The sequence below is a fragment of the Chryseobacterium sp. PvR013 genome, assembly GCF_017833095.1.
Classification (GTDB): Bacteria; Bacteroidota; Bacteroidia; order Flavobacteriales; family Weeksellaceae; genus Chryseobacterium; species Chryseobacterium culicis_A.
The window spans coordinates 2,952,901-2,971,391 of sequence record NZ_JAFIBT010000001.1; the positions used below are offsets into that span (position 1 = coordinate 2,952,901).

Sequence of the window (18,491 nt, forward strand, 5' to 3'; positions counted from 1 at the left end):
TGATAGATAAATGATTATCGATTATCAACTATCAATTATCAATTATAATACTTATGAAAGATAACTCATTATCTAATATACTAAACCAGTACGAGAGTAAGGAACAGATTGACGGACAATTATATACCCTGAATCTGGGACCTACCCACCCTGCTACTCACGGGATTTTCCAGAATATCTTAACGATGGACGGAGAAAGAATCCTTCACGCAGAGCAAACCGTAGGATATATCCACAGAGCATTTGAGAAAATTTCTGAAAGAAGAAACTATTCTCAGATCACTACCCTTACAGACCGTATGAATTACTGTTCTGCACCTATCAATAACTTAGGTTGGCACATGACAGTAGAGAAACTGATTGGCGTTAAAGTTCCAAAACGTGTAGACTATATGCGTGTTATCTTGATGGAGCTGGCAAGAATCGGTGACCACCTGATCTGTAACGGGGTAACCGGAATGGACTCAGGAGCAATTACAGGTCTTACGTATATGTTCATCGAAAGAGAACGTATTTATGATATGTATGAGCAGATCTGCGGAGCCAGAATGACAACCAATATGGGAAGAATCGGAGGATTTGAAAGAGATTTCACCCCTAAGTTTCATGAGTTATTAAAGGACTTCTTAAAAACTTTCCCGGCAAGATTCAAAGAATTCTGTACGCTATTAGAAAGAAACAGAATTTTCATGGACAGAACCATCGGTACAGGAGCTATTTCTGCCGAGAGAGCATTAAGCTACGGGTTCACAGGTCCGAACTTACGTGCAGCAGGAGTAGATTATGATGTAAGAGTTGCACAGCCATATTCTTCTTATGAAGATTTCGATTTCATCATTCCAGTAGGAACTTCTGGTGACACTTACGACCGTTTCATGGTTCGTCAACAGGAAATCTGGGAATCTCTAAAAATTATCAATCAAGCATACGACAATCTTCCAGAAGGACCATTCCACGCGGATGTTCCTGATTTCTATCTTCCTGAAAAGGCAGATGTTTATCAGAAAATGGAAGCATTAATTTACCATTTCAAAATTGTAATGGGAGAAACGGATGTTCCTAAAGGAGAAGTTTATCATGCTGTAGAAGGTGGAAACGGAGAATTAGGATTCTATCTTGTGAGTGACGGAGGAAGAAGTCCTTACAGACTTCACTTCAGAAGACCATGCTTCATCTACTATCAGGCATATCCTGAAATGATTACAGGTTCTGTAATTTCAGATGCCATTGTAACGATGTGTAGTATGAATATTATTGCGGGAGAATTAGACGCATAACAATTGTAAAAAGTACAATGTAGGATGTACAATGTACTTGAAAATATAAATAGTTAATAAATACTTTGTACTTTGTACAATGTACATTTTACAACAAAATAAAATGAGCGAAACAATAGCTTTTAAACCGGAAAGTTTAGCACAGGTACACAAAATTATCGCAAGATACCCTGAAGGAAGACAGAAATCTGCTCTTCTTCCTGTACTTCACCTGGCACAGAAAGAATTCGGAGGATGGTTAGATGTTCCTGTGATGGATTATGTTGCCGGACTATTAAGTATCCAACCGATCGAAGTATATGAAGTGGCTACTTTCTATACCATGTTTAATATGAAGCCGGTTGGTAAATATGTTTTGGAAGTTTGCAGAACAGGGCCTTGTATGGTTTGTGGAAGCGAAAAAATCCTTGACCATATCAGAACCAAACTGAACATTAAGGATGGAGAAACTACTGAAGATGGTATGTTCACATTAAAGCCAGCTGAATGTCTTGGAGCATGTGGATATGCACCAATGCTACAGTTAGGAAAATTCTTTCATGAAAATTTAACGATAGAAAAAGTAGATGAAATCCTTGATCTTTGCAGACAGGGACAAGTTGCTTTAGACTAATAGAAATTTTAAATTCTAAATTTTAGATTTTAAATTATTCACTTAACGTTTAATCATAATTAATGCAAGAAGCCAAAAGCCTATTGCAATAAGCAAATAACAATGAGTAAAAAACTTTTACTTAAAGACGCACATATAGAAGGTATTCGCTACTTTGAAACATACCGTAAACAGGGAGGTTACACTGCAGCTGAAAAAGCCTTGAAGATGACTCCTGACGAAATTCTTGAAGAAGTAAAAGCTTCAGGACTAAGAGGTCGTGGTGGAGCTGGATTCCCAACAGGAATGAAATGGAGCTTTTTGGCAAAGCCAGAAGGCGTTCCAAGACACCTTGTTGTTAATGCAGATGAGTCTGAGCCTGGAACATTCAAGGACAGATATCTGATGGAGTTCCTTCCTCATTTATTGATTGAAGGAATGCTAATTTCTTCTTACTGTTTAGGTTCCAATACTTCTTATATCTACATCCGTGGAGAATATTCATGGATTCCGGATATCCTTGAAGAAGCTATTGAAGAAGCCAAAGCAGCAGGATTTTTAGGTAAAAATATTTTAGGAACAGGTTTCGACTGTGAAATCTATGTACAGAGAGGTGGTGGAGCATATATCTGCGGTGAAGAAACTGCATTGCTTGAATCCCTTGAGGGAAAAAGAGGTAACCCGAGATTAAAACCGCCATTCCCGGCTGTAAAAGGTCTTTGGGAGAGACCAACCGTAGTAAACAACGTTGAGTCTATTGCTGCAATTGTTCCGATCATTGATATTACAGGTGCTGAGTATGCTAAAATCGGAGTGGGGAGATCTACAGGAACGAAATTAATTTCGGCTTGTGGAAATATCAACAAACCAGGAGTATACGAAATCGACATGACCATCACGGTAGAAGAATTCATTTACTCTGATGAATATTGCGGTGGTATTAAAGACGGTAAAAAATTAAAGGCTTGTATCCCCGGAGGAAGTTCTGTTCCGATCGTTCCCGCTAACTTATTGCTGAGAACAGTGAACGGAGAGCCAAGATATATGAACTATGAATCATTGGCAGATGGTGGTTTTGCTACCGGTACCATGATGGGTTCAGGAGGTTTCATCGTTTTGGATGAAGACCAGTGTATTGTAGATCACACGATGACTTTAGCGAGATTCTACAATCACGAAAGCTGTGGACAATGTACTCCTTGCCGTGAAGGAACGGGATGGATGTACAAGATTTTAAAGAAAATCGAGAAAGGAGAAGGAAAAATGGAAGATATCGATCTGCTTTGGGATATCCAGAGAAAAATCGAAGGAAATACGATTTGTCCGTTGGGTGATGCAGCAGCTTGGCCGGTTGCAGCAGCAATCCGTCACTTCAGAGATGAATTTGAGTGGCATGTGAAAAACCCAGAATTGTCTCAGACACAGAATTATGGATTGGCACATTATGCAGATCCTATCCCGGCCGTTGAAAAGAATGCGTAGGTAAAATGAAAAAATTATTGGTTGTCGGCTTAATGATGTCGAATCTTGTATTTGCACAGAACAAGAAGAGTGATACCGCAAATTATAACAGATCCGTAGAAGAGGATTTGTCATATGTAGTGAGTGAGAAAGAGCAGATTAAAGCTGAGAAAAAGGAAAAACCTCTACCATTAAGCAAAAAAGGTCAGGTTTTCGTATTTTATGGATGGAACAGAGCCGCTTATAGTAATTCTGACATTCATTTTACCGGAAACGGATACGATTTTCAATTGAATAACGTAACCGCACAAGACAGACCTACAAAATTCGGAATTGTCTATTTTGATCCAAGCTGGTTTACTGTAACACAGTATAATTTCAGAATAGGATATTTCATTAAAGACAATTTAGCATTGGTATTAGGGATAGACCATATGAAATATGTAATGGATCAGAACCAGACTGTTGGTTTCAAAGGACATATTTCAGATCCTGAATATGCAGCAATGGTTCAAAACGGGCAGGTGAATCTTGCAGATGAGAAGTTCCTTACTTTCGAACATACTGATGGACTTAATTATGAAAACTTAGGTCTTGAGAAATACAAAAATCTTGTTCATAAGAAAAATATAGATTTAGTATGGTCTTATGGAGCCGGAATCGGATTTATGTTTCCGAAAAGTAATGTAAAACTTTTTGGTAATGAAAGAAGTGATCGTTTTCACGTTGCAGGTATGGGAACTGATATCAGATCTAGTCTTAACTTGGTATTCTGGAAAAACTGGATGCTGAGATTAGAAGGAAAAGCCGGTTATATTAATATGTGGGATATTAAAACTACATTGAATAATAAACCAGACAAAGCACGTCAGGATTTTGTTTTCGGACAAATTCTGGGAGGAATTGGATATACATTTAATACAAAGAAATATAAATAACAAAGCCTATTGCTTAACGCATAAAGCTTAAAGCATATCATATGAGCGAAGAAGTTAAAAAATTCAAAATAACTATAGACGGACAAACTACCGAAGTGATGCCTGGGACTTCTATTCTGGAAGCTGCAAGACAAATCGGTGGTAAATCTGTACCTCCTGCAATGTGCTACTACAGCAAGCTGGAAACCAGTGGAGGAAGATGTAGAACTTGTCTGGTAGAAGTTTCTAAAGGATCTGAAGCAGACCCACGCCCTATGCCAAAATTAGTAGCAAGCTGCAGAACTAATGTAATGGACGGGATGGAAGTAAAAAATCTTACTTCTGAGAAAGCTCAGGAAGGAAGAAAAGCGGTTACCGAATTCCTATTGGTAAACCACCCGCTGGACTGCCCTATCTGCGACCAGGCAGGAGAATGTCATCTTCAGGACTTAGGATATGAGCATGGTGTGGAAAACACAAGAACAGAATTCGAAAGAAATACTTACGAAGCTGATGATCTTGGTCCGAACATCAAATTGAATATGAACCGTTGTATTCTTTGTGCAAGATGCGTATTAACAGCCAATCAGCTTACAGAAACAAGAGAACACGGTATTCTTTTCAGAGGAGATCACGCTGAAATTTCAACCTATCTAAATAAAGCGCTAGACAATGACTTCATCGGAAACGTTATCGACGTTTGCCCGGTAGGAGCATTAACAGACAGAACAGCTCGTTTTGCCAGCAGAGTATGGTTCACAAAACCTATGAATGCTACTTGTAAATGTGATAAATGTTCCGGAAAAGCTTTAGTATGGTTTAAAGGTGACGAAATTGTAAGAGTAACTGCAAGAAAAGACCAGTGGGGTGAAGTAGAAGAATTCATCTGTGACACATGTCGTTTCGAAAGAAAAGCATTATCAGACTGGAACATTGAAGGTCCTAGACATATCGACAGACATTCTGTAATTTCATTGAACCACTACGAAAAACCAAAGGATGAGCTAAGAGTTTTAGACAATCCGATGGCTAAAGAAATCAGTGAAAAAGACGAAAAATAATTTTAATAAGATTTCAGATTTCAGATATTAGATGACAGATTTTCTTCATTCTAATTTCTAACTTCTAATATCTAACATCTATAAAAATAAAAATGGATTTACTTACATTTAAACTTATACTTGTATTAGCACTTTTCCTACTATCATTAACGATTGCAGCCTACTCTACCTGGGCAGAAAGAAAAGTAGCCTCTATCATGCAGGATAGAATTGGTCCCAACAGAGCCGGACCTTTCGGATTACTGCAGCCTCTTGCTGATGGTGGAAAATTCTTCTTTAAAGAGGACTTTACACCAGCCAATGCAGAAAGATTCCTTTTCGTATTAGGCCCAGCTTTGGTAATGTTTATTTCATTGATTACAGGAGCTGTTATTCCTTGGGGTAAAAGTTTAAATATTGCAGGTACTTCTTTTGATCTTCAGGTAGCGAACATTGATGTTGGTGTACTTTTCATCATAGGAATGGCTTCCATCGGGGTTTACGGAATTATGATCGGAGGTTGGGCTTCGAACAATAAATATTCATTACTAGGTGCTATCCGTGCTTCTTCTCAGATGATTTCTTACGAATTGGCAATGGGACTAGCACTTCTTTCTATCATTATGATGACAGGAAGTTTAGATTTGAAAGAAATTACTGAAAGCCAGACTACCGGAAAATTATGGGGCGTTATTCCTTGGGGTTCCGGAATGAACTGGAATATTTTCTACCAGCCGATTGCTTTCCTTGTTTTCTTTGTAGCCGCTTTAGCAGAAACCAACAGACACCCTTTCGATTTACCTGAGTGTGAATCTGAACTGGTAACAGGATACTCTACAGAATACTCTTCCATGAAGTTAGGTTTATATATGTTCGGAGAATATGTGAACATGTTTATTTCCAATGCTTTCATGGTAGTTCTTTTCTTCGGAGGATACAACTATCCTGGTATTGAATGGGTAACTCAGAACTGGGGTGAGAATACTGCAGGAATCTTAAGTATCGTAGCATTCTTAACGAAGACGGTAATCGGAATTCTAATCTTTATGTGGATCAGATGGACGCTTCCAAGATTCAGATACGACCAGTTAATGCACTTAGGATGGAAAACATTAATCCCAATGGCATTGGTAAACCTATTAATTACAGGAGCTGTAATTTTAGCATTTGCAAACTAAGAAAATTTGAAAATGAGCTGATTTGAAAATTTGATAATGAAATCAAAGTTTTATCTTTAGCCTGTCATATTTCAATCGTCAATATTAAATAATTAAGATAGCAGACAAGATTAGTCTAAAATCTGGTGTCTAACATCTAATATCTATAATTAAATGAAACTTACAAACAGATCAAAAGTTGTTTCCAATAAAGAAATGACCCTTGCTGAAAAAATCTACCTTCCTGCCATCTTTACAGGAATGGGGATTACATTTAAGCATGCTGTAAGAACCGTGATAAAGGGTGCTCCCGCAGTATATTCGTATCCGGAAGTACAGAAACCAAGAACTACCATCTGGAGAGGTCAGCACGTCTTGAAAAGAGACGAGGAAGGCAGAGAAAGATGTACTGCTTGCGGACTTTGTGCGGTAGCTTGTCCTGCAGAAGCCATTACGATGACGGCTGCTGAAAGAACTAAAGAGGAAAGAGGTCTTTACAGAGAAGAAAAATATGCTTCAGTATATGAAATCAATATGCTAAGATGTATTTTCTGTGGTATGTGTGAAGAAGCTTGTCCTAAATCTGCCATCTATCTTACGGATAGATTAGTGGATGTAGAAACGAATAGAGGTTCTTTCATTTACGGAAAAGATAAACTAGTTGAAAAAATAAATGAAAGGATTGATATCACGACAAGACAATCCGAGAAACAAAAAAATGCGGTAAAATAATGGATCAGTTTTTATTTTTCTTGGTGGCGTTTTTAGCAGTGGCAAGTGCAGTTTACTTTGTATTTGCAAGAAATCCTCTCTATGCTATTTTGTCATTAATTGTTACAATGTTTTCAATTGCAGGAATGTACATTCTTTTAAATGCACAGTTCCTGGCAATTATCCAGATTATAGTGTACGCAGGTGCCATCATGGTACTTTTCCTTTACATCCTGATGATGCTTAACCTTAATAAAGGAGACGAAAGTAAGAAGAACAATACTTTAAAATTTGTTGGAGTTTTTACAGCATGTCTTTTATTAATTGGAGTTTTAGGAGTATTCAGAGGAGTACAAGACAAACACATTGTTGTTGAAAATGTAGACAGAGGTATTGGTCTTACGAAAAATCTGGGTAGACTTTTGTTTAATGAATATGTTTTACCGTTTGAGCTTGCTTCCATCCTAATTCTGGCAGGTATTGTAGGCGCGGTATTAATCGGTAAAAAAGATTTATAAAATTATGGGAGAAGTAAATACATTTATACAAAGCATCCCTTTGGACTACTTTATCATTCTTTCATCAGTATTGTTCTGTTTGGGAGTAATGGGAGTATTGCTTAGAAAAAATGCTATTGTGATTCTGGGCTGTGTAGAGCTTATGCTGAATTCTGTAAACCTTTTATTGGCAGCTTTTTCAGCATATAAAGGCAACGGCGACGGACAACTTTTAGTTTTCTTCATTATGGTGGTAGCTGCTGCTGAAGTAGCGGTAGGTTTGGCAATTATTGCTATGCTATATAGAAACACCCGTTCTGTAGATGTGAGTATATTTAATAAATTAAGAGGATAAGAATGGAGAATCTAGTATATGCAATAGTACTTTTACCACTTTTAGGGTTTCTTATTAACGGGTTATTCGGAAAAAATCTTCCAAAAATATTGGTAGGATCTTTGGCTACTTTGATGGTTTTTGGATCTTTCTGTATTGCAGTAAGTATTTTCATGAATTTCAATTCTGAAAGCCAGCCTGTTATTGTAAAAGCTTTTGAATGGTTTAGAGTAAATGGAGTTCAAATCAATTTTGGATTCCAGATTGATCAGCTTTCTTTAATGATGGTAATGATCATTACGGGTATCGGTTCACTGATCCACTTATACTCTATCGGATATATGAGTCATGATAAAGGGTTCTACAAGTTCTTTACTTATCTGAATCTTTTCATCTTCTCCATGTTACTTTTGGTAATGGGAAGCAACTACCTGATCCTGTTCATCGGATGGGAAGGTGTAGGTCTTTGTTCTTACCTGTTGATCGGATTCTGGTACACTAACGAAGAATACGGTAAAGCAGCAAGAAAAGCTTTCATCATGAACAGAATTGGTGACCTTGCGTTATTGATCGGTATTTTCATGATCGCTTCACAGACCAATGCTGTAGATTATCTTTCTGTAGCAGAAAACGCTTCAAAATTTGAATTAGACGGAACAGTGATTATCTTTATCACAGCGAGTTTATTCATCGGTGCTACCGGTAAATCTGCTCAGGTTCCATTATATACATGGTTACCGGATGCGATGGCCGGACCTACTCCTGTATCAGCGTTGATCCACGCGGCAACGATGGTAACAGCAGGGATCTATTTGGTAGTAAGATCAAACTTCTTATTTACTTTGGCACCTACTGTACAGGGAGGAATTTTATTCATCGGATTCTTAACAGCTGCTTTGGCAGGATTCTATGCACTACGTCAGAACGACATCAAAAAAGTATTGGCATACTCTACCGTTTCACAGCTTGGATTTATGTTCATCGCTTTAGGTCTTGGAGCCTATACAACAGCAATGTTCCATGTAATGACACACGCATTCTTTAAGGCTTTATTATTCCTGGGTGCAGGTTCTGTAATCCACGCAATGAGCAACGAACAGGATATGCGTTTCATGGGAGGTCTTAAAAAATATATTCCTCTTACACACGCTACATTCCTTATCGGAACATTAGCCATCTCAGGTTTCCCTTTATTATCAGGGATGATCTCTAAAGACGAAATTTTAGTAGCCGCTTTCGCTAAAAACCCTGTTTACTGGGTAATCTTATTTGTTTTAGCGGCAATGACTGCAACCTATATGTTCAGACTGTACTATTTGACATTCCACGGAGAATTCAGAGGTACTGAAGAACAAAAACACCACTTACATGAAAGCCCGTCTAATATGACATTACCATTGATCGTATTGGCTATTCTTTCTGTAATCGGAGGTTTCATCAACCTGCCACACTTCATCGGTCACGGGCACTATGCTAAACTGATGGAATGGTTAAAGCCAGTTCTTACAGAACAAAGCTTCAGCCAGATGGAAGCTACTCTTTCAGGAGTACCTTTTAATACTGAAATGATCTTATTAGCAGCTACAGTGCTTATGTTCTTCTCTGTATGGTTCATCGTTAGAAATACTTATGTAAGTAAGAAAAAGATGGCTGTTGCAGAGGAAAACTACACCGGATGGGAAAAGCTTTCTGCTAAGAAATTATACGTTGACGAACTTTACAACGCATTGATTGTAAAAACTGTTGAAGGATTAGGACGCGGAGGAAAAATGTTTGATAAGGGTATCTTAGACCGTTTTGTAAACTTTGTAGGTGATGGTGCTGAAGACAGCGGAAAAGCTATGAAGCGTGTACAGAACGGAAATGTAGAGACATATATCCTTATCATGTCTTTAGCGGTGGGAATTATATTAATTGTTAACTTTTTATTACAATAATAATGTCTTGTTTATTATTAACATTATTACTTTTACCTCTAGTAGGTTCGGGATTAGTTTTTGCCTGGAAGAATAATTCCAGCAAATATTTGGCGCTTGGAATTGCATTGGTACAAATGCTCCTTACGTTTTACATACTTTCGGATTTTGATTTTACTCCGACAGTAGACAGCGTATTGCAGCATGAGATCAATTATCCATGGTCACAATTTATGAAGAGCTCTCTTCACTTCGGTATCGATGGAATGAGCATGCTTCTTTTATTATTGACCAACATTCTGGCTCCAATCATTATTTTATCATCTTTCAACGAAAGTGTAAACTACAGAAATACATTCTACGGATTGATTCTGTTAATGCAGTTCGGTCTTGTAGGAGTGTTTACTTCTTTAGACGGATTGTTATTCTACATTTTCTGGGAAGTAACTTTGATTCCAATTTGGTTCATTGCCGGACTTTGGGGACAAGAGAATAAAAGGTTTGAATTCACTACGAAATTCTTCGTATATACATTCGTTGGATCGTTATTTATGTTAGCCGGATTGATCTATGTGTACAACCACTCAGCATCATTCGCTTTAACAGATTTATACAATGCTCAACTGAATGAAGTACAGCAGACGGTGGTATTCTGGTTTATTTTCTTTGCATTTGCAGTGAAATTACCGGTATTCCCTTTCCATACATGGCAGCCTGATACCTATACCTACTCTCCTACTCAGGGATCGATGTTGTTATCCGGGATCATGCTTAAGATGGCAGTATATGGGGTAATGCGTTACTTACTTCCAATCACTCCGCTTCCGATAGCAGGAATTTCAGGACAGATCGTAATTATTCTTGCTATTGTAGGAATTGTTCACGGTGCTCTGATCGCTATTATCCAGACGGATATGAAGAGAATCATTGCGTATTCATCTTTCTCTCACGTAGGATTGATGGTAGCAGGGATCTTCGCTTCTGCAGTAGTAACTCTTAGAGGAACTTTCAATGTGGAAGGAGCTGAAGGAGCATTGGTACAGACATTTGCCCACGGTATCAACGTAGTAGGATTATTCTACTGTTGTGATATTTTATACAAGAGATTTAAATCAAGAGACATCAGACAAATGGGTGGTTTAGCTAAAGTAGCTCCTAAGTTTGCTGTATTGTTCTTGATCATTATATTAGGTTCAATGGGAGTTCCATTAACGAATGGATTCATCGGGGAATTTATTTTGTTGAAATCAGTATATGATTTTAACGGAACAGCAGCAGTAATTGCTGGTCTTACGGTAATTCTTTGTGCGGTGTATTTATTGAGATTCTACGGAAAAGCAATGTTTGGAGAAGGAGATGAAGCAGTTTTAAGTACAGCAAAAGATTTATCAGGGGTAGAATTTTCTGTATTGGCAAGTTTAGCGGTTTTTGTTATTTTACTAGGTATTTTCCCACAACCGGTAATCGACATGGTGAGTAGTTCGGTGAAGTTTATCTACCAATCAATGGTAAGTTAATTTGATATTTTAAGAAATGAGTGTTTTAATTATTGTTTTCCTAACGGCAGTTATTGCGTTATTTTCAGGAGTTTTTGAACAAGGAAAATTCGCAAGATACATTGGGATTTTGGGATTAATCATCGCATTGTACGTAAGTTTTATGCCGGAATGTTCGTTTTTCGATCATTACAAGCATATGTATGAGTACAGTGACAATACTGCATTATTCACTAAAATATCAATCGTAACAACTTTATTGTTATTCTTTCTGGGAGGTTTTGCTTTCAGCAATCACAGAAGCCACCAGTCAGAATTATATGCATTGATGCTATTTGCATTATGTGGAGGGATCATCCTTTTCGGATATCAGAACTTAGTGACGATGTTCTTAGGTGTTGAAATCCTTTCTATTCCATTATATGTAATGGCAGGAGCTAACAAAACGGATCTTAGATCAAACGAAGCTTCTATTAAATATTTCCTTATGGGTGCATTCGCAACAGGTTTCTTACTGTTCGGGATTGCGTTCATCTATGGAAGTGCAGGAAGTTTTGATTTGTACAAGATTCATGACTTCGGAGTGGCAAATGCCGGGAATGTAATGTTCATCTTAGGAGTATTACTAATCCTTTGTGCATTGGCCTTCAAAGTAGCATTGGCGCCTTTCCATATGTGGAGCCCTGATGTATATGCAGGTTCTCCTTCATTAATCACCGCTTTCATGGCGAGTGTGGTAAAGATCTCAGGATTCTTTGCGCTGTTCAGATTGATGACTCTTGGTTTTGCCGGAGTTACTCACGAATGGATCAATGTTTTAGGAGTATTCTTAATCATTACTTTACTTTTGGCAAACGTTATGGGTCTTGCTCAGACGAATGCAAAAAGAATGCTGGCATACTCTTCAGTTTCCCACGCAGGATATATCGGATTGGTATTCTTCGGAATGACAAGCCTTTCTACCTATAACCTTGCCTTTTATTTATTTGCGTATTCTTTATCTACAGTAGGAGTTTTCATGTGCCTGATCTGGGTAGAGAAATTAAAAAGAGAAACCTCTTTTGGAGCATTCAAAGGATTGGCGAAAACTGAACCTTTATTAGCAACAGCAGCTACGATTTCTATGCTTTCAATGGCAGGAGTTCCGTTAACAGCTGGTTTCATGGGGAAATTTGCTTTATTCTCCCAGGCTATGAATGGTGCTGCTTTCTTAGTATTGGTAGCAGTATTGGGTTCTGCCCTATCTATCGCTTACTATTTAAGACTGATTATCGCAATGTTCTTCTTCAAAGAATCAACATTCAAGTCATCAGAAAAAGTAACACTTACCTACAACATCATTGCAGTAGTTGTTATTGCTTTGATTATCATCCTTGGGGTTTTCCCGGATCTGTTTGCAAGAATGTTCGGGTTGTAAAACGACCTTATTATAAATGATATTAAAACCTTCCATTTAATGGGAGGTTTTTTTGTTGATATAATAACTTTAAAATCTATTTATCACTTATCGTAGAATTACTACAGTTTATCTTTTCAAAATTTTATAGATTTACATTATTTGAAATAAAATTGATGATGAAAAAAGATTTTATCAAATATAAAGTAAAGCCAAGTGATAGCCTCAACTCTATTGCATTTCGTATGAATATGAACAAACACGACCTAAAAGAGTTTCATAATCAAAACTGTGGGAAGATGGATAAGTTGTGGTTTGACAGCCTGAGGGGAGTCGAGTTTATTTTGATACCTATAGCCTATATTTCAAAAGAAGAACATGAAGACCTATTACAAAAAAGACTTCCTTCAGTCCAGGATTTAGCTTCGTTTCACGCTGATGAATATAATATCAAAGAAAATATACAGCAATTCAATAAAAGTGAACTAACATTTAATTATAAAGTTAATATTGAAATAGAGCAGAAAGCAGACCAGGTTATTGCCACAACGAGACAAAAAGATGTCAAAAAAAATAACAGCACACCGGTTGACAAAATATCCTCACTTGCACTAGCTTGTATGGAAACAGTTTCTCCTATTCCCTTTATTATATCCCCTGATGGGAAAATATCTTTATTTGCTGATCATGAAACTTTAGTACAAAAATTTAAAGATAATCAAACAGCGATCGGAGATTTTTTTACAGGTGCGCCTTCAAAAGCCTATATTGATTTATTTTATGAAAATATCTCAAATGAAAAATATTTTCTAAAACAGATAAGCTCTACCTTATTAAATAAAATATTATTTCCCAATATGAATTGGTTTAGCAGAAAATCAAGGTGGGTAGAATGTTTCAAAATATACCACAATTCTTTTCCATTGAAATTTGATTTTAATGCCGAATATTTTCATGAAAATATAGAATATGTTGAAACAGTCATTAAAGGAATAATTGCAGAGAATTGCAGCCTTCAGGAATTAATAAAAGGATCTCGTTTTGAAAATGAAAAACAGGAAGAAAATATAAATGCCAGCATATATATACATTATTTCACGGATAAACTTACTAAACAATTAGTTGAAGTAAGTGCCTCAGTACTTATCTGTCATAGGAATGAATTATTTTATAAACACGATTTAAATATAAAAACACAAAAAACAAATGAAAATTTATATCACAAAGGACAATGATACTTTTGCCAATATTGCCCAAAAGTTCAATATAAAAGATGAAAACTATTTAAAAACTTTTCACAATCTTTCGTGCCCCCAAAATGCTATTATACATGGAGAGTTAAAGGCAGGGAAACAAATTTGTATTCCTGAAGACCTACAGTTTTTAACCAATGATAAAATCATCAGACCGAACGAAGATATCAATTCTGATGTGCAGAAAATCAATACTAAAACTCATCCTGATAATAATGAAAGTTCAAACGAAGATTCATCTGCGGGGGAGTTAGGCAATACTTCTTCAAAAAATCAAAAAGAGACTAAGAAGACTGAAGAGGAAAATAAGGGCACCAATGAACATGATGGAAAATATTTCGTTATTCAAAAAGGTATGTGCCAATGTAATCAGGGGTTCAAATTTCCAAGATTTAAAGTGACAAGTCATCAAAAACATTACTGGAATAATGCAGAAGATCAAGGTGATTATCTGGCTGTAACAGAAGATGATTTACAATTCGATCCTGCTGTACAACCTTTCGGTCAATGTAAACTCAAGCCGAGTTCTGGAGGATATCTACCTTGTATCTATGCTCCTGCAGGAAAATGGCAGAAAACCTATGAAAAAGTGAAGGTAATGGGGAAAAACTGTCTAACAGAAATTTCTGAATTGATGTGCACTACCGGCGGAAAAATTACGGTCCTGAAGCATGGGCAACAAAACGGAATCAGCAAAATGCAGATTGCCAATGCTGATTCTCAGGAACAGCATATTTATAATCCCGTAGTGAACATTGATGAGCTGAAAGAAGAGATTGATAATGAAAATAGTTATGCACATTAAAATTATAAGGCAATGTCAAAAAAAGGTGTAGCAAAAATAACAGGCCCCACAAATCCACAAATTGGTATTCCGGCATCCTATTCAGTTACAGAATGGTATAAGGAAACTCCTGCCAGCCAACGAAATGGGAATAATGTCACTTGGGAACTCTTCAGAAAAAGAAATAATGGAAGTTATACTTCTACCAATATCAAAAAGAAAGGGGCAACGGCGACATTTACTTTTGAAGAAAAAGCTCTTGGACAGGAATTCTTTGTAGAGGGTTATCTAAATTCTCCTGAAAAAAAGGGCAATACCATTATTTACATAAAACCCAGGAAAGGAACACCTAAAATTATATCATTAACGCTCCTTGACAGCAATAAAAATAAGATTACAATAAAACCTAAATATGGTCAGACCATAGTTGCTGAAATAAAAACGCAGAATATGTTTAAAGAAAAGCTGCTTTTACAGGTTTGGGAACGAGACACAACAGCAGACACCGGACACAACAGAGACGAAAATACACTACTTTATGAAAAAGAAATTACAGTTAATGCTAATGGAGTAAATGATGAAAATATAGTCCTTACTGAATTGATGATGAAAAAAGCTCAGGGAAGTGGAATATCTTTTATGATAGATGGAGGAGAACATGAATACTATTTGGTAGTTAAACATAATAATATTTCCACTTTCAGCCCACAAACAGTTCAGGTCCTGAATCAGATCATTGCGGTAAAAGGAAATGGCATCAATCCTCCACCAGAAAACCCCGAGACCGCCACCAATGTGGGACAGGATCCTAATCAGCAAAATTCTGAAGGGAAATGTCCGAGGTGTGAAAAAGATTTTACGTGGGATGAAATAAAAGAAATATTTGGGGAAAGTGACAAAACTTTCAGAATGGATTGTGTTAATTGGATTAATAAATATAAATTAGATTTTGGAATAAATACGTGTGCAAAAAAAGCTCATTTTCTAGCTCAAATTGCAGCAGAAACCCATTTTAGAGAAAAAGAAATGGCAGAAGGAAATGTAAAATATATTCCAAGAAATATCCGTAGTGGTACTTTTGGGGATCGCGGTAAATTATTGGATAAAAGAGGACAGATTGAAGAATTCTGTAGCGAAAGACCCGATCAAAAAAAGTTATTCAGTTTTTTATATGCAGCTGAAAACGGATTTGGTAACGGTAATGGAAATGAAGCCAGCGGAGATGGCTTTAACTTCCGGGGAAAAGGCTTGATTCAGTTAACGGGCAAAGGTAATTACAAATCTGCAATGGGCTTGATTAAAGAATATGTTCCCGCAAAAATCTACAACGAATTAATATCTTCGGAAAAAAGGATAAAGCATTTTGATAAATTTGAATTTGAAGAAAACAGAAAACAAAAAACTATAAAAGATGTAGATTTATTTGATTTTGTTACTTATTATGATATGCCCACAGAACCAAAATATGCTGTTCTCAGTGCATTAGCAGACTGGAAAGGTAAAGGGCTGAGTAATTCTGATTTAATGGTTAATGATGTAAACAAAGTTATAGATATCAGAAGGAAGATCAATGTTGGTGTTAAAAACTTAAAAGTAGCTGAGGAATATTTTAAAAAAGCAATAATAACCTTACAACTTGATTCTTGCTCTCCTCCTTCAAAAAATAACAAACAAAATAAGCTGCAAACTTATGATGGAATCTATAAAGCAACTACAAAAAATGCTTACATTGACGTTATTGTACCTTCAAATAGAAAAAAAGAAGGGTTATTAGTGTTTTTTGATGATACAAAGGTTTTACACAAGTGCTATGTACTAGGGTTAGGAACAGGAGGTGAAGACAGATACACTAATGGTGGCTATGGTAATGTCCCCAATGGACTTTGGAATACAAAACTAGAATTGGATACTCCAAATACGGGTGTATCATTTGGTAACCACGGCGTCATTAGACTGAGCCCAGAAGCAGGAGATGCACTAAAAGCAAGTTCACGATCGGGTATTCTTCTTCATTGTGGACATACTATGGGAGATGGTAAAAAAGGATTAACCGATAATGGCCCTTTAATGGTTACACATGGATGTCTAAGAGTATACAATGCGGATATGCCTAAGATAACAAAAATATATTCAGAATTAACAGCAAAAGGGAAGAAAATTCAAATCTATATTGAAGAAGTTTCTCCTGAAAAAATAAAAGATATGTTTAGTTTTTATGGTACAGTTCCTGACCCTAAAGATGCAAATACTAACCGCAAAAATAAAAAAGATGATGCTCAATAAAAATAAGATATTAATACTGTTACTATCAATAAATATAGCCTGTAATGGGCAAAACGACAAAAATAATGATAAACAAACAATAATAAAATCGGAAATAATGGATGATAAAGAAATAGATTTATTCACAGAATACTTTGCCATAAAAAAATATTCCTCTCCTTCAGCCATTGATTTTGATACCAGAAATAAAACCTATTTAGGAATCAGTTCAAAAGATCTTGCCTCTAAAGGATATAGCGAAATTATTATTAATAACGAATATGCTGATTACATGATTAATAAAAATGATCGATTTATCAAGATTGGTCAAGATAATCTTCCTGATTTGGACCAATTAAAGGTCCAAATCAGGGAAAATAAAAAGCATCCTTATTTTGAAGAAGTATTAGCCTTAAACAAAATATTATACCATGATGATAAAAATGCTATAACTGATGCTACGAACTGGAAAAAAGATCTTGCCACAGATATTGTCATCCTGTTTGATTATGAGAAGGATGACCTGTTGATAAAAACAGCCGTCAAAAATATAACGTCAATAGAGGATCAGCCCAAATACTTTAATTGGAGTATTTTATTTTATAATGATAATAGTAGAAAAGAAACAATAAGAAAAGGGCTCATCTTAAAGTTATTTAATCATAATCCTGCCTTAATTTCCCAGCTTATAAGATTTATGATGAACAATAAAAGCCCTGTAAATCAATCAAAGACAGATGAAGCTTTAGCTTTTCTACTCCACACTCAGTTGAAGAAAAATGAAAATAATGACTGGAGCCAAAATGAAGGCTTTGGAATGGTATCTTATTGTTATGATAAAGACAAAGAGCTGATGAAGCGTTTTAAAAACAATGACTTTTATAATGATCCTTTGCTCAGAAATGCCACAGAAGCTTACAGTACATTTAATCAGGGGAAAACTTCAGAATCATATGCCGTTATTAATGACCCTGACGGGTATACTAATTTAAGAAAAGATAAAAATACCACTTCAGAAGTTTTACAAAAAATAAAATCTGGTGAAAAGGTAAAAGTTTTAGATCAAAGTGGAGATTGGTGGCTTGTGGAAACAAAGGATCGCAAACAAGGGTATGTACATAAAAGTAGAATAAAGAGCGAATGAATCGCTGTAAATATACTTGCAATAGTTATCATTTAGACAATTTCCTATTTTTATATTTTGAGATATAAAAATGATACATATATATAAAACCTTCCATTTAATGGGAGGTTTTTTTGTTGATATATTTACTTTAAAATTTATTTATCACTTATCGTAGAATTACTACAGTTTATCGTTTTAAAATTTTATAGATTTACATTAAAATCAAACAGTCAACAGGAAAATTATTTTAGATCAAAAATTACTAAGGAAAT

General features: G+C 36.1%; 16 protein-coding genes. All 16 read left to right on the top strand.

Features of this window, described 5'->3' with window-relative positions; all coding sequences use genetic code 11:
* The first annotated feature begins 53 nt into the window (after positions 1–53).
* The 16 genes from JOE44_RS13440 (at position 54) to JOE44_RS13515 (ending at position 18,237) form a co-directional block, all read left to right on the top strand.
* The gene (locus JOE44_RS13440) at positions 54–1,277 is read left to right on the top strand and encodes an NADH-quinone oxidoreductase subunit D (protein ID WP_209785973.1); all 1,224 of its coding nucleotides are present in this window, start codon (positions 54–56) and stop codon (positions 1,275–1,277) included.
* Positions 1,278–1,380: 103 nt separating this feature from the next.
* Entirely contained in the window at positions 1,381–1,890 is a 510-nt protein-coding gene (locus JOE44_RS13445) for an NAD(P)H-dependent oxidoreductase subunit E (protein WP_034693429.1), read from the top strand.
* Between the two features lie 102 nt (positions 1,891–1,992).
* Entirely contained in the window at positions 1,993–3,351 is a 1,359-nt protein-coding gene (gene nuoF / locus JOE44_RS13450) for an NADH-quinone oxidoreductase subunit NuoF (protein ID WP_105684342.1), read from the top strand.
* A 5-nt stretch (positions 3,352–3,356) separates the two neighbouring features.
* Entirely contained in the window at positions 3,357–4,268 is a 912-nt protein-coding gene (locus JOE44_RS13455) for a hypothetical protein (RefSeq protein ID WP_105684343.1), read from the top strand.
* 41 nt (positions 4,269–4,309) lie between these two features.
* Positions 4,310–5,308: a 2Fe-2S iron-sulfur cluster-binding protein gene (locus JOE44_RS13460; protein WP_105684344.1), complete on the top strand. Its 999-nt coding sequence runs from the start codon at positions 4,310–4,312 to the stop codon at positions 5,306–5,308.
* A 92-nt stretch (positions 5,309–5,400) separates the two neighbouring features.
* On the top strand, positions 5,401–6,465 hold the full coding sequence (gene nuoH, locus JOE44_RS13465) for an NADH-quinone oxidoreductase subunit NuoH (protein ID WP_105684411.1): 1,065 nt from the start codon (positions 5,401–5,403) through the stop codon (positions 6,463–6,465).
* Between the two features lie 153 nt (positions 6,466–6,618).
* Positions 6,619–7,176, top strand: coding sequence for an NADH-quinone oxidoreductase subunit I (locus JOE44_RS13470; protein ID WP_034693420.1), 558 nt, complete (start codon positions 6,619–6,621; stop codon positions 7,174–7,176).
* Positions 7,176–7,673: an NADH-quinone oxidoreductase subunit J gene (locus JOE44_RS13475; RefSeq protein ID WP_209785974.1), complete on the top strand. Its 498-nt coding sequence runs from the start codon at positions 7,176–7,178 to the stop codon at positions 7,671–7,673. Before JOE44_RS13470 ends, JOE44_RS13475 begins: the two co-directional genes overlap by 1 nt.
* A gap of 4 nt (positions 7,674–7,677) precedes the next feature.
* Positions 7,678–8,007 carry an NADH-quinone oxidoreductase subunit NuoK gene (gene nuoK, locus JOE44_RS13480; RefSeq protein WP_002983557.1) on the top strand — a complete coding sequence of 110 codons (330 nt, stop codon included), beginning with the start codon at positions 7,678–7,680 and terminating at the stop codon, positions 8,005–8,007.
* A gap of 2 nt (positions 8,008–8,009) precedes the next feature.
* On the top strand, positions 8,010–9,923 hold the full coding sequence (nuoL, locus tag JOE44_RS13485; RefSeq protein ID WP_209785975.1) for an NADH-quinone oxidoreductase subunit L: 1,914 nt from the start codon (positions 8,010–8,012) through the stop codon (positions 9,921–9,923).
* Between the two features lie 2 nt (positions 9,924–9,925).
* Positions 9,926–11,419, top strand: a complete 1,494-nt coding sequence (locus tag JOE44_RS13490) for an NADH-quinone oxidoreductase subunit M (RefSeq protein WP_105684346.1) — start codon at positions 9,926–9,928, stop codon at positions 11,417–11,419.
* A gap of 16 nt (positions 11,420–11,435) precedes the next feature.
* Positions 11,436–12,815 carry an NADH-quinone oxidoreductase subunit N gene (locus JOE44_RS13495; RefSeq protein WP_105684347.1) on the top strand — a complete coding sequence of 460 codons (1,380 nt, stop codon included), beginning with the start codon at positions 11,436–11,438 and terminating at the stop codon, positions 12,813–12,815.
* A gap of 155 nt (positions 12,816–12,970) precedes the next feature.
* Complete coding sequence (locus JOE44_RS13500; RefSeq protein ID WP_209785976.1) at positions 12,971–14,029, top strand: hypothetical protein; 1,059 nt, start codon at positions 12,971–12,973, stop codon at positions 14,027–14,029.
* On the top strand, positions 14,001–14,852 hold the full coding sequence (locus tag JOE44_RS13505) for a DUF4280 domain-containing protein (RefSeq protein WP_209785977.1): 852 nt from the start codon (positions 14,001–14,003) through the stop codon (positions 14,850–14,852). Before JOE44_RS13500 ends, JOE44_RS13505 begins: the two co-directional genes overlap by 29 nt.
* Before the next feature lie 12 nt (positions 14,853–14,864).
* Positions 14,865–17,114, top strand: a complete 2,250-nt coding sequence (locus tag JOE44_RS13510) for a hypothetical protein (RefSeq protein WP_209785978.1) — start codon at positions 14,865–14,867, stop codon at positions 17,112–17,114.
* Positions 17,101–18,237: an SH3 domain-containing protein gene (locus JOE44_RS13515; protein WP_209785979.1), complete on the top strand. Its 1,137-nt coding sequence runs from the start codon at positions 17,101–17,103 to the stop codon at positions 18,235–18,237. Before JOE44_RS13510 ends, JOE44_RS13515 begins: the two co-directional genes overlap by 14 nt.
* Positions 18,238–18,491 lie beyond the last annotated feature (254 nt).

Excerpts from the sequence above, each read along its gene's own strand:
- JOE44_RS13515 (WP_209785979.1), top strand. The coding sequence starts at position 17,101 with ATGATGCTCAATAAAAATAAGATATTAATACTGTTACTATCAATAAAT.
- nuoK (WP_002983557.1), top strand. The coding sequence starts at position 7,678 with ATGGGAGAAGTAAATACATTTATACAAAGCATCCCTTTGGACTACTTT.
- nuoH (WP_105684411.1), top strand. The coding sequence starts at position 5,401 with ATGGATTTACTTACATTTAAACTTATACTTGTATTAGCACTTTTCCTA.
- JOE44_RS13445 (WP_034693429.1), top strand. The coding sequence starts at position 1,381 with ATGAGCGAAACAATAGCTTTTAAACCGGAAAGTTTAGCACAGGTACAC.
- JOE44_RS13470 (WP_034693420.1), top strand. The coding sequence starts at position 6,619 with ATGAAACTTACAAACAGATCAAAAGTTGTTTCCAATAAAGAAATGACC.
- JOE44_RS13500 (WP_209785976.1), top strand. The coding sequence starts at position 12,971 with ATGATGAAAAAAGATTTTATCAAATATAAAGTAAAGCCAAGTGATAGC.
- nuoF (WP_105684342.1), top strand. The coding sequence starts at position 1,993 with ATGAGTAAAAAACTTTTACTTAAAGACGCACATATAGAAGGTATTCGC.
- JOE44_RS13490 (WP_105684346.1), top strand. The coding sequence starts at position 9,926 with ATGTCTTGTTTATTATTAACATTATTACTTTTACCTCTAGTAGGTTCG.
- JOE44_RS13455 (WP_105684343.1), top strand. The coding sequence starts at position 3,357 with ATGAAAAAATTATTGGTTGTCGGCTTAATGATGTCGAATCTTGTATTT.
- JOE44_RS13440 (WP_209785973.1), top strand. The coding sequence starts at position 54 with ATGAAAGATAACTCATTATCTAATATACTAAACCAGTACGAGAGTAAG.
- JOE44_RS13475 (WP_209785974.1), top strand. The coding sequence starts at position 7,176 with ATGGATCAGTTTTTATTTTTCTTGGTGGCGTTTTTAGCAGTGGCAAGT.
- JOE44_RS13510 (WP_209785978.1), top strand. The coding sequence starts at position 14,865 with ATGTCAAAAAAAGGTGTAGCAAAAATAACAGGCCCCACAAATCCACAA.
- JOE44_RS13505 (WP_209785977.1), top strand. The coding sequence starts at position 14,001 with ATGAAAATTTATATCACAAAGGACAATGATACTTTTGCCAATATTGCC.
- JOE44_RS13495 (WP_105684347.1), top strand. The coding sequence starts at position 11,436 with ATGAGTGTTTTAATTATTGTTTTCCTAACGGCAGTTATTGCGTTATTT.
- JOE44_RS13460 (WP_105684344.1), top strand. The coding sequence starts at position 4,310 with ATGAGCGAAGAAGTTAAAAAATTCAAAATAACTATAGACGGACAAACT.
- nuoL (WP_209785975.1), top strand. The coding sequence starts at position 8,010 with ATGGAGAATCTAGTATATGCAATAGTACTTTTACCACTTTTAGGGTTT.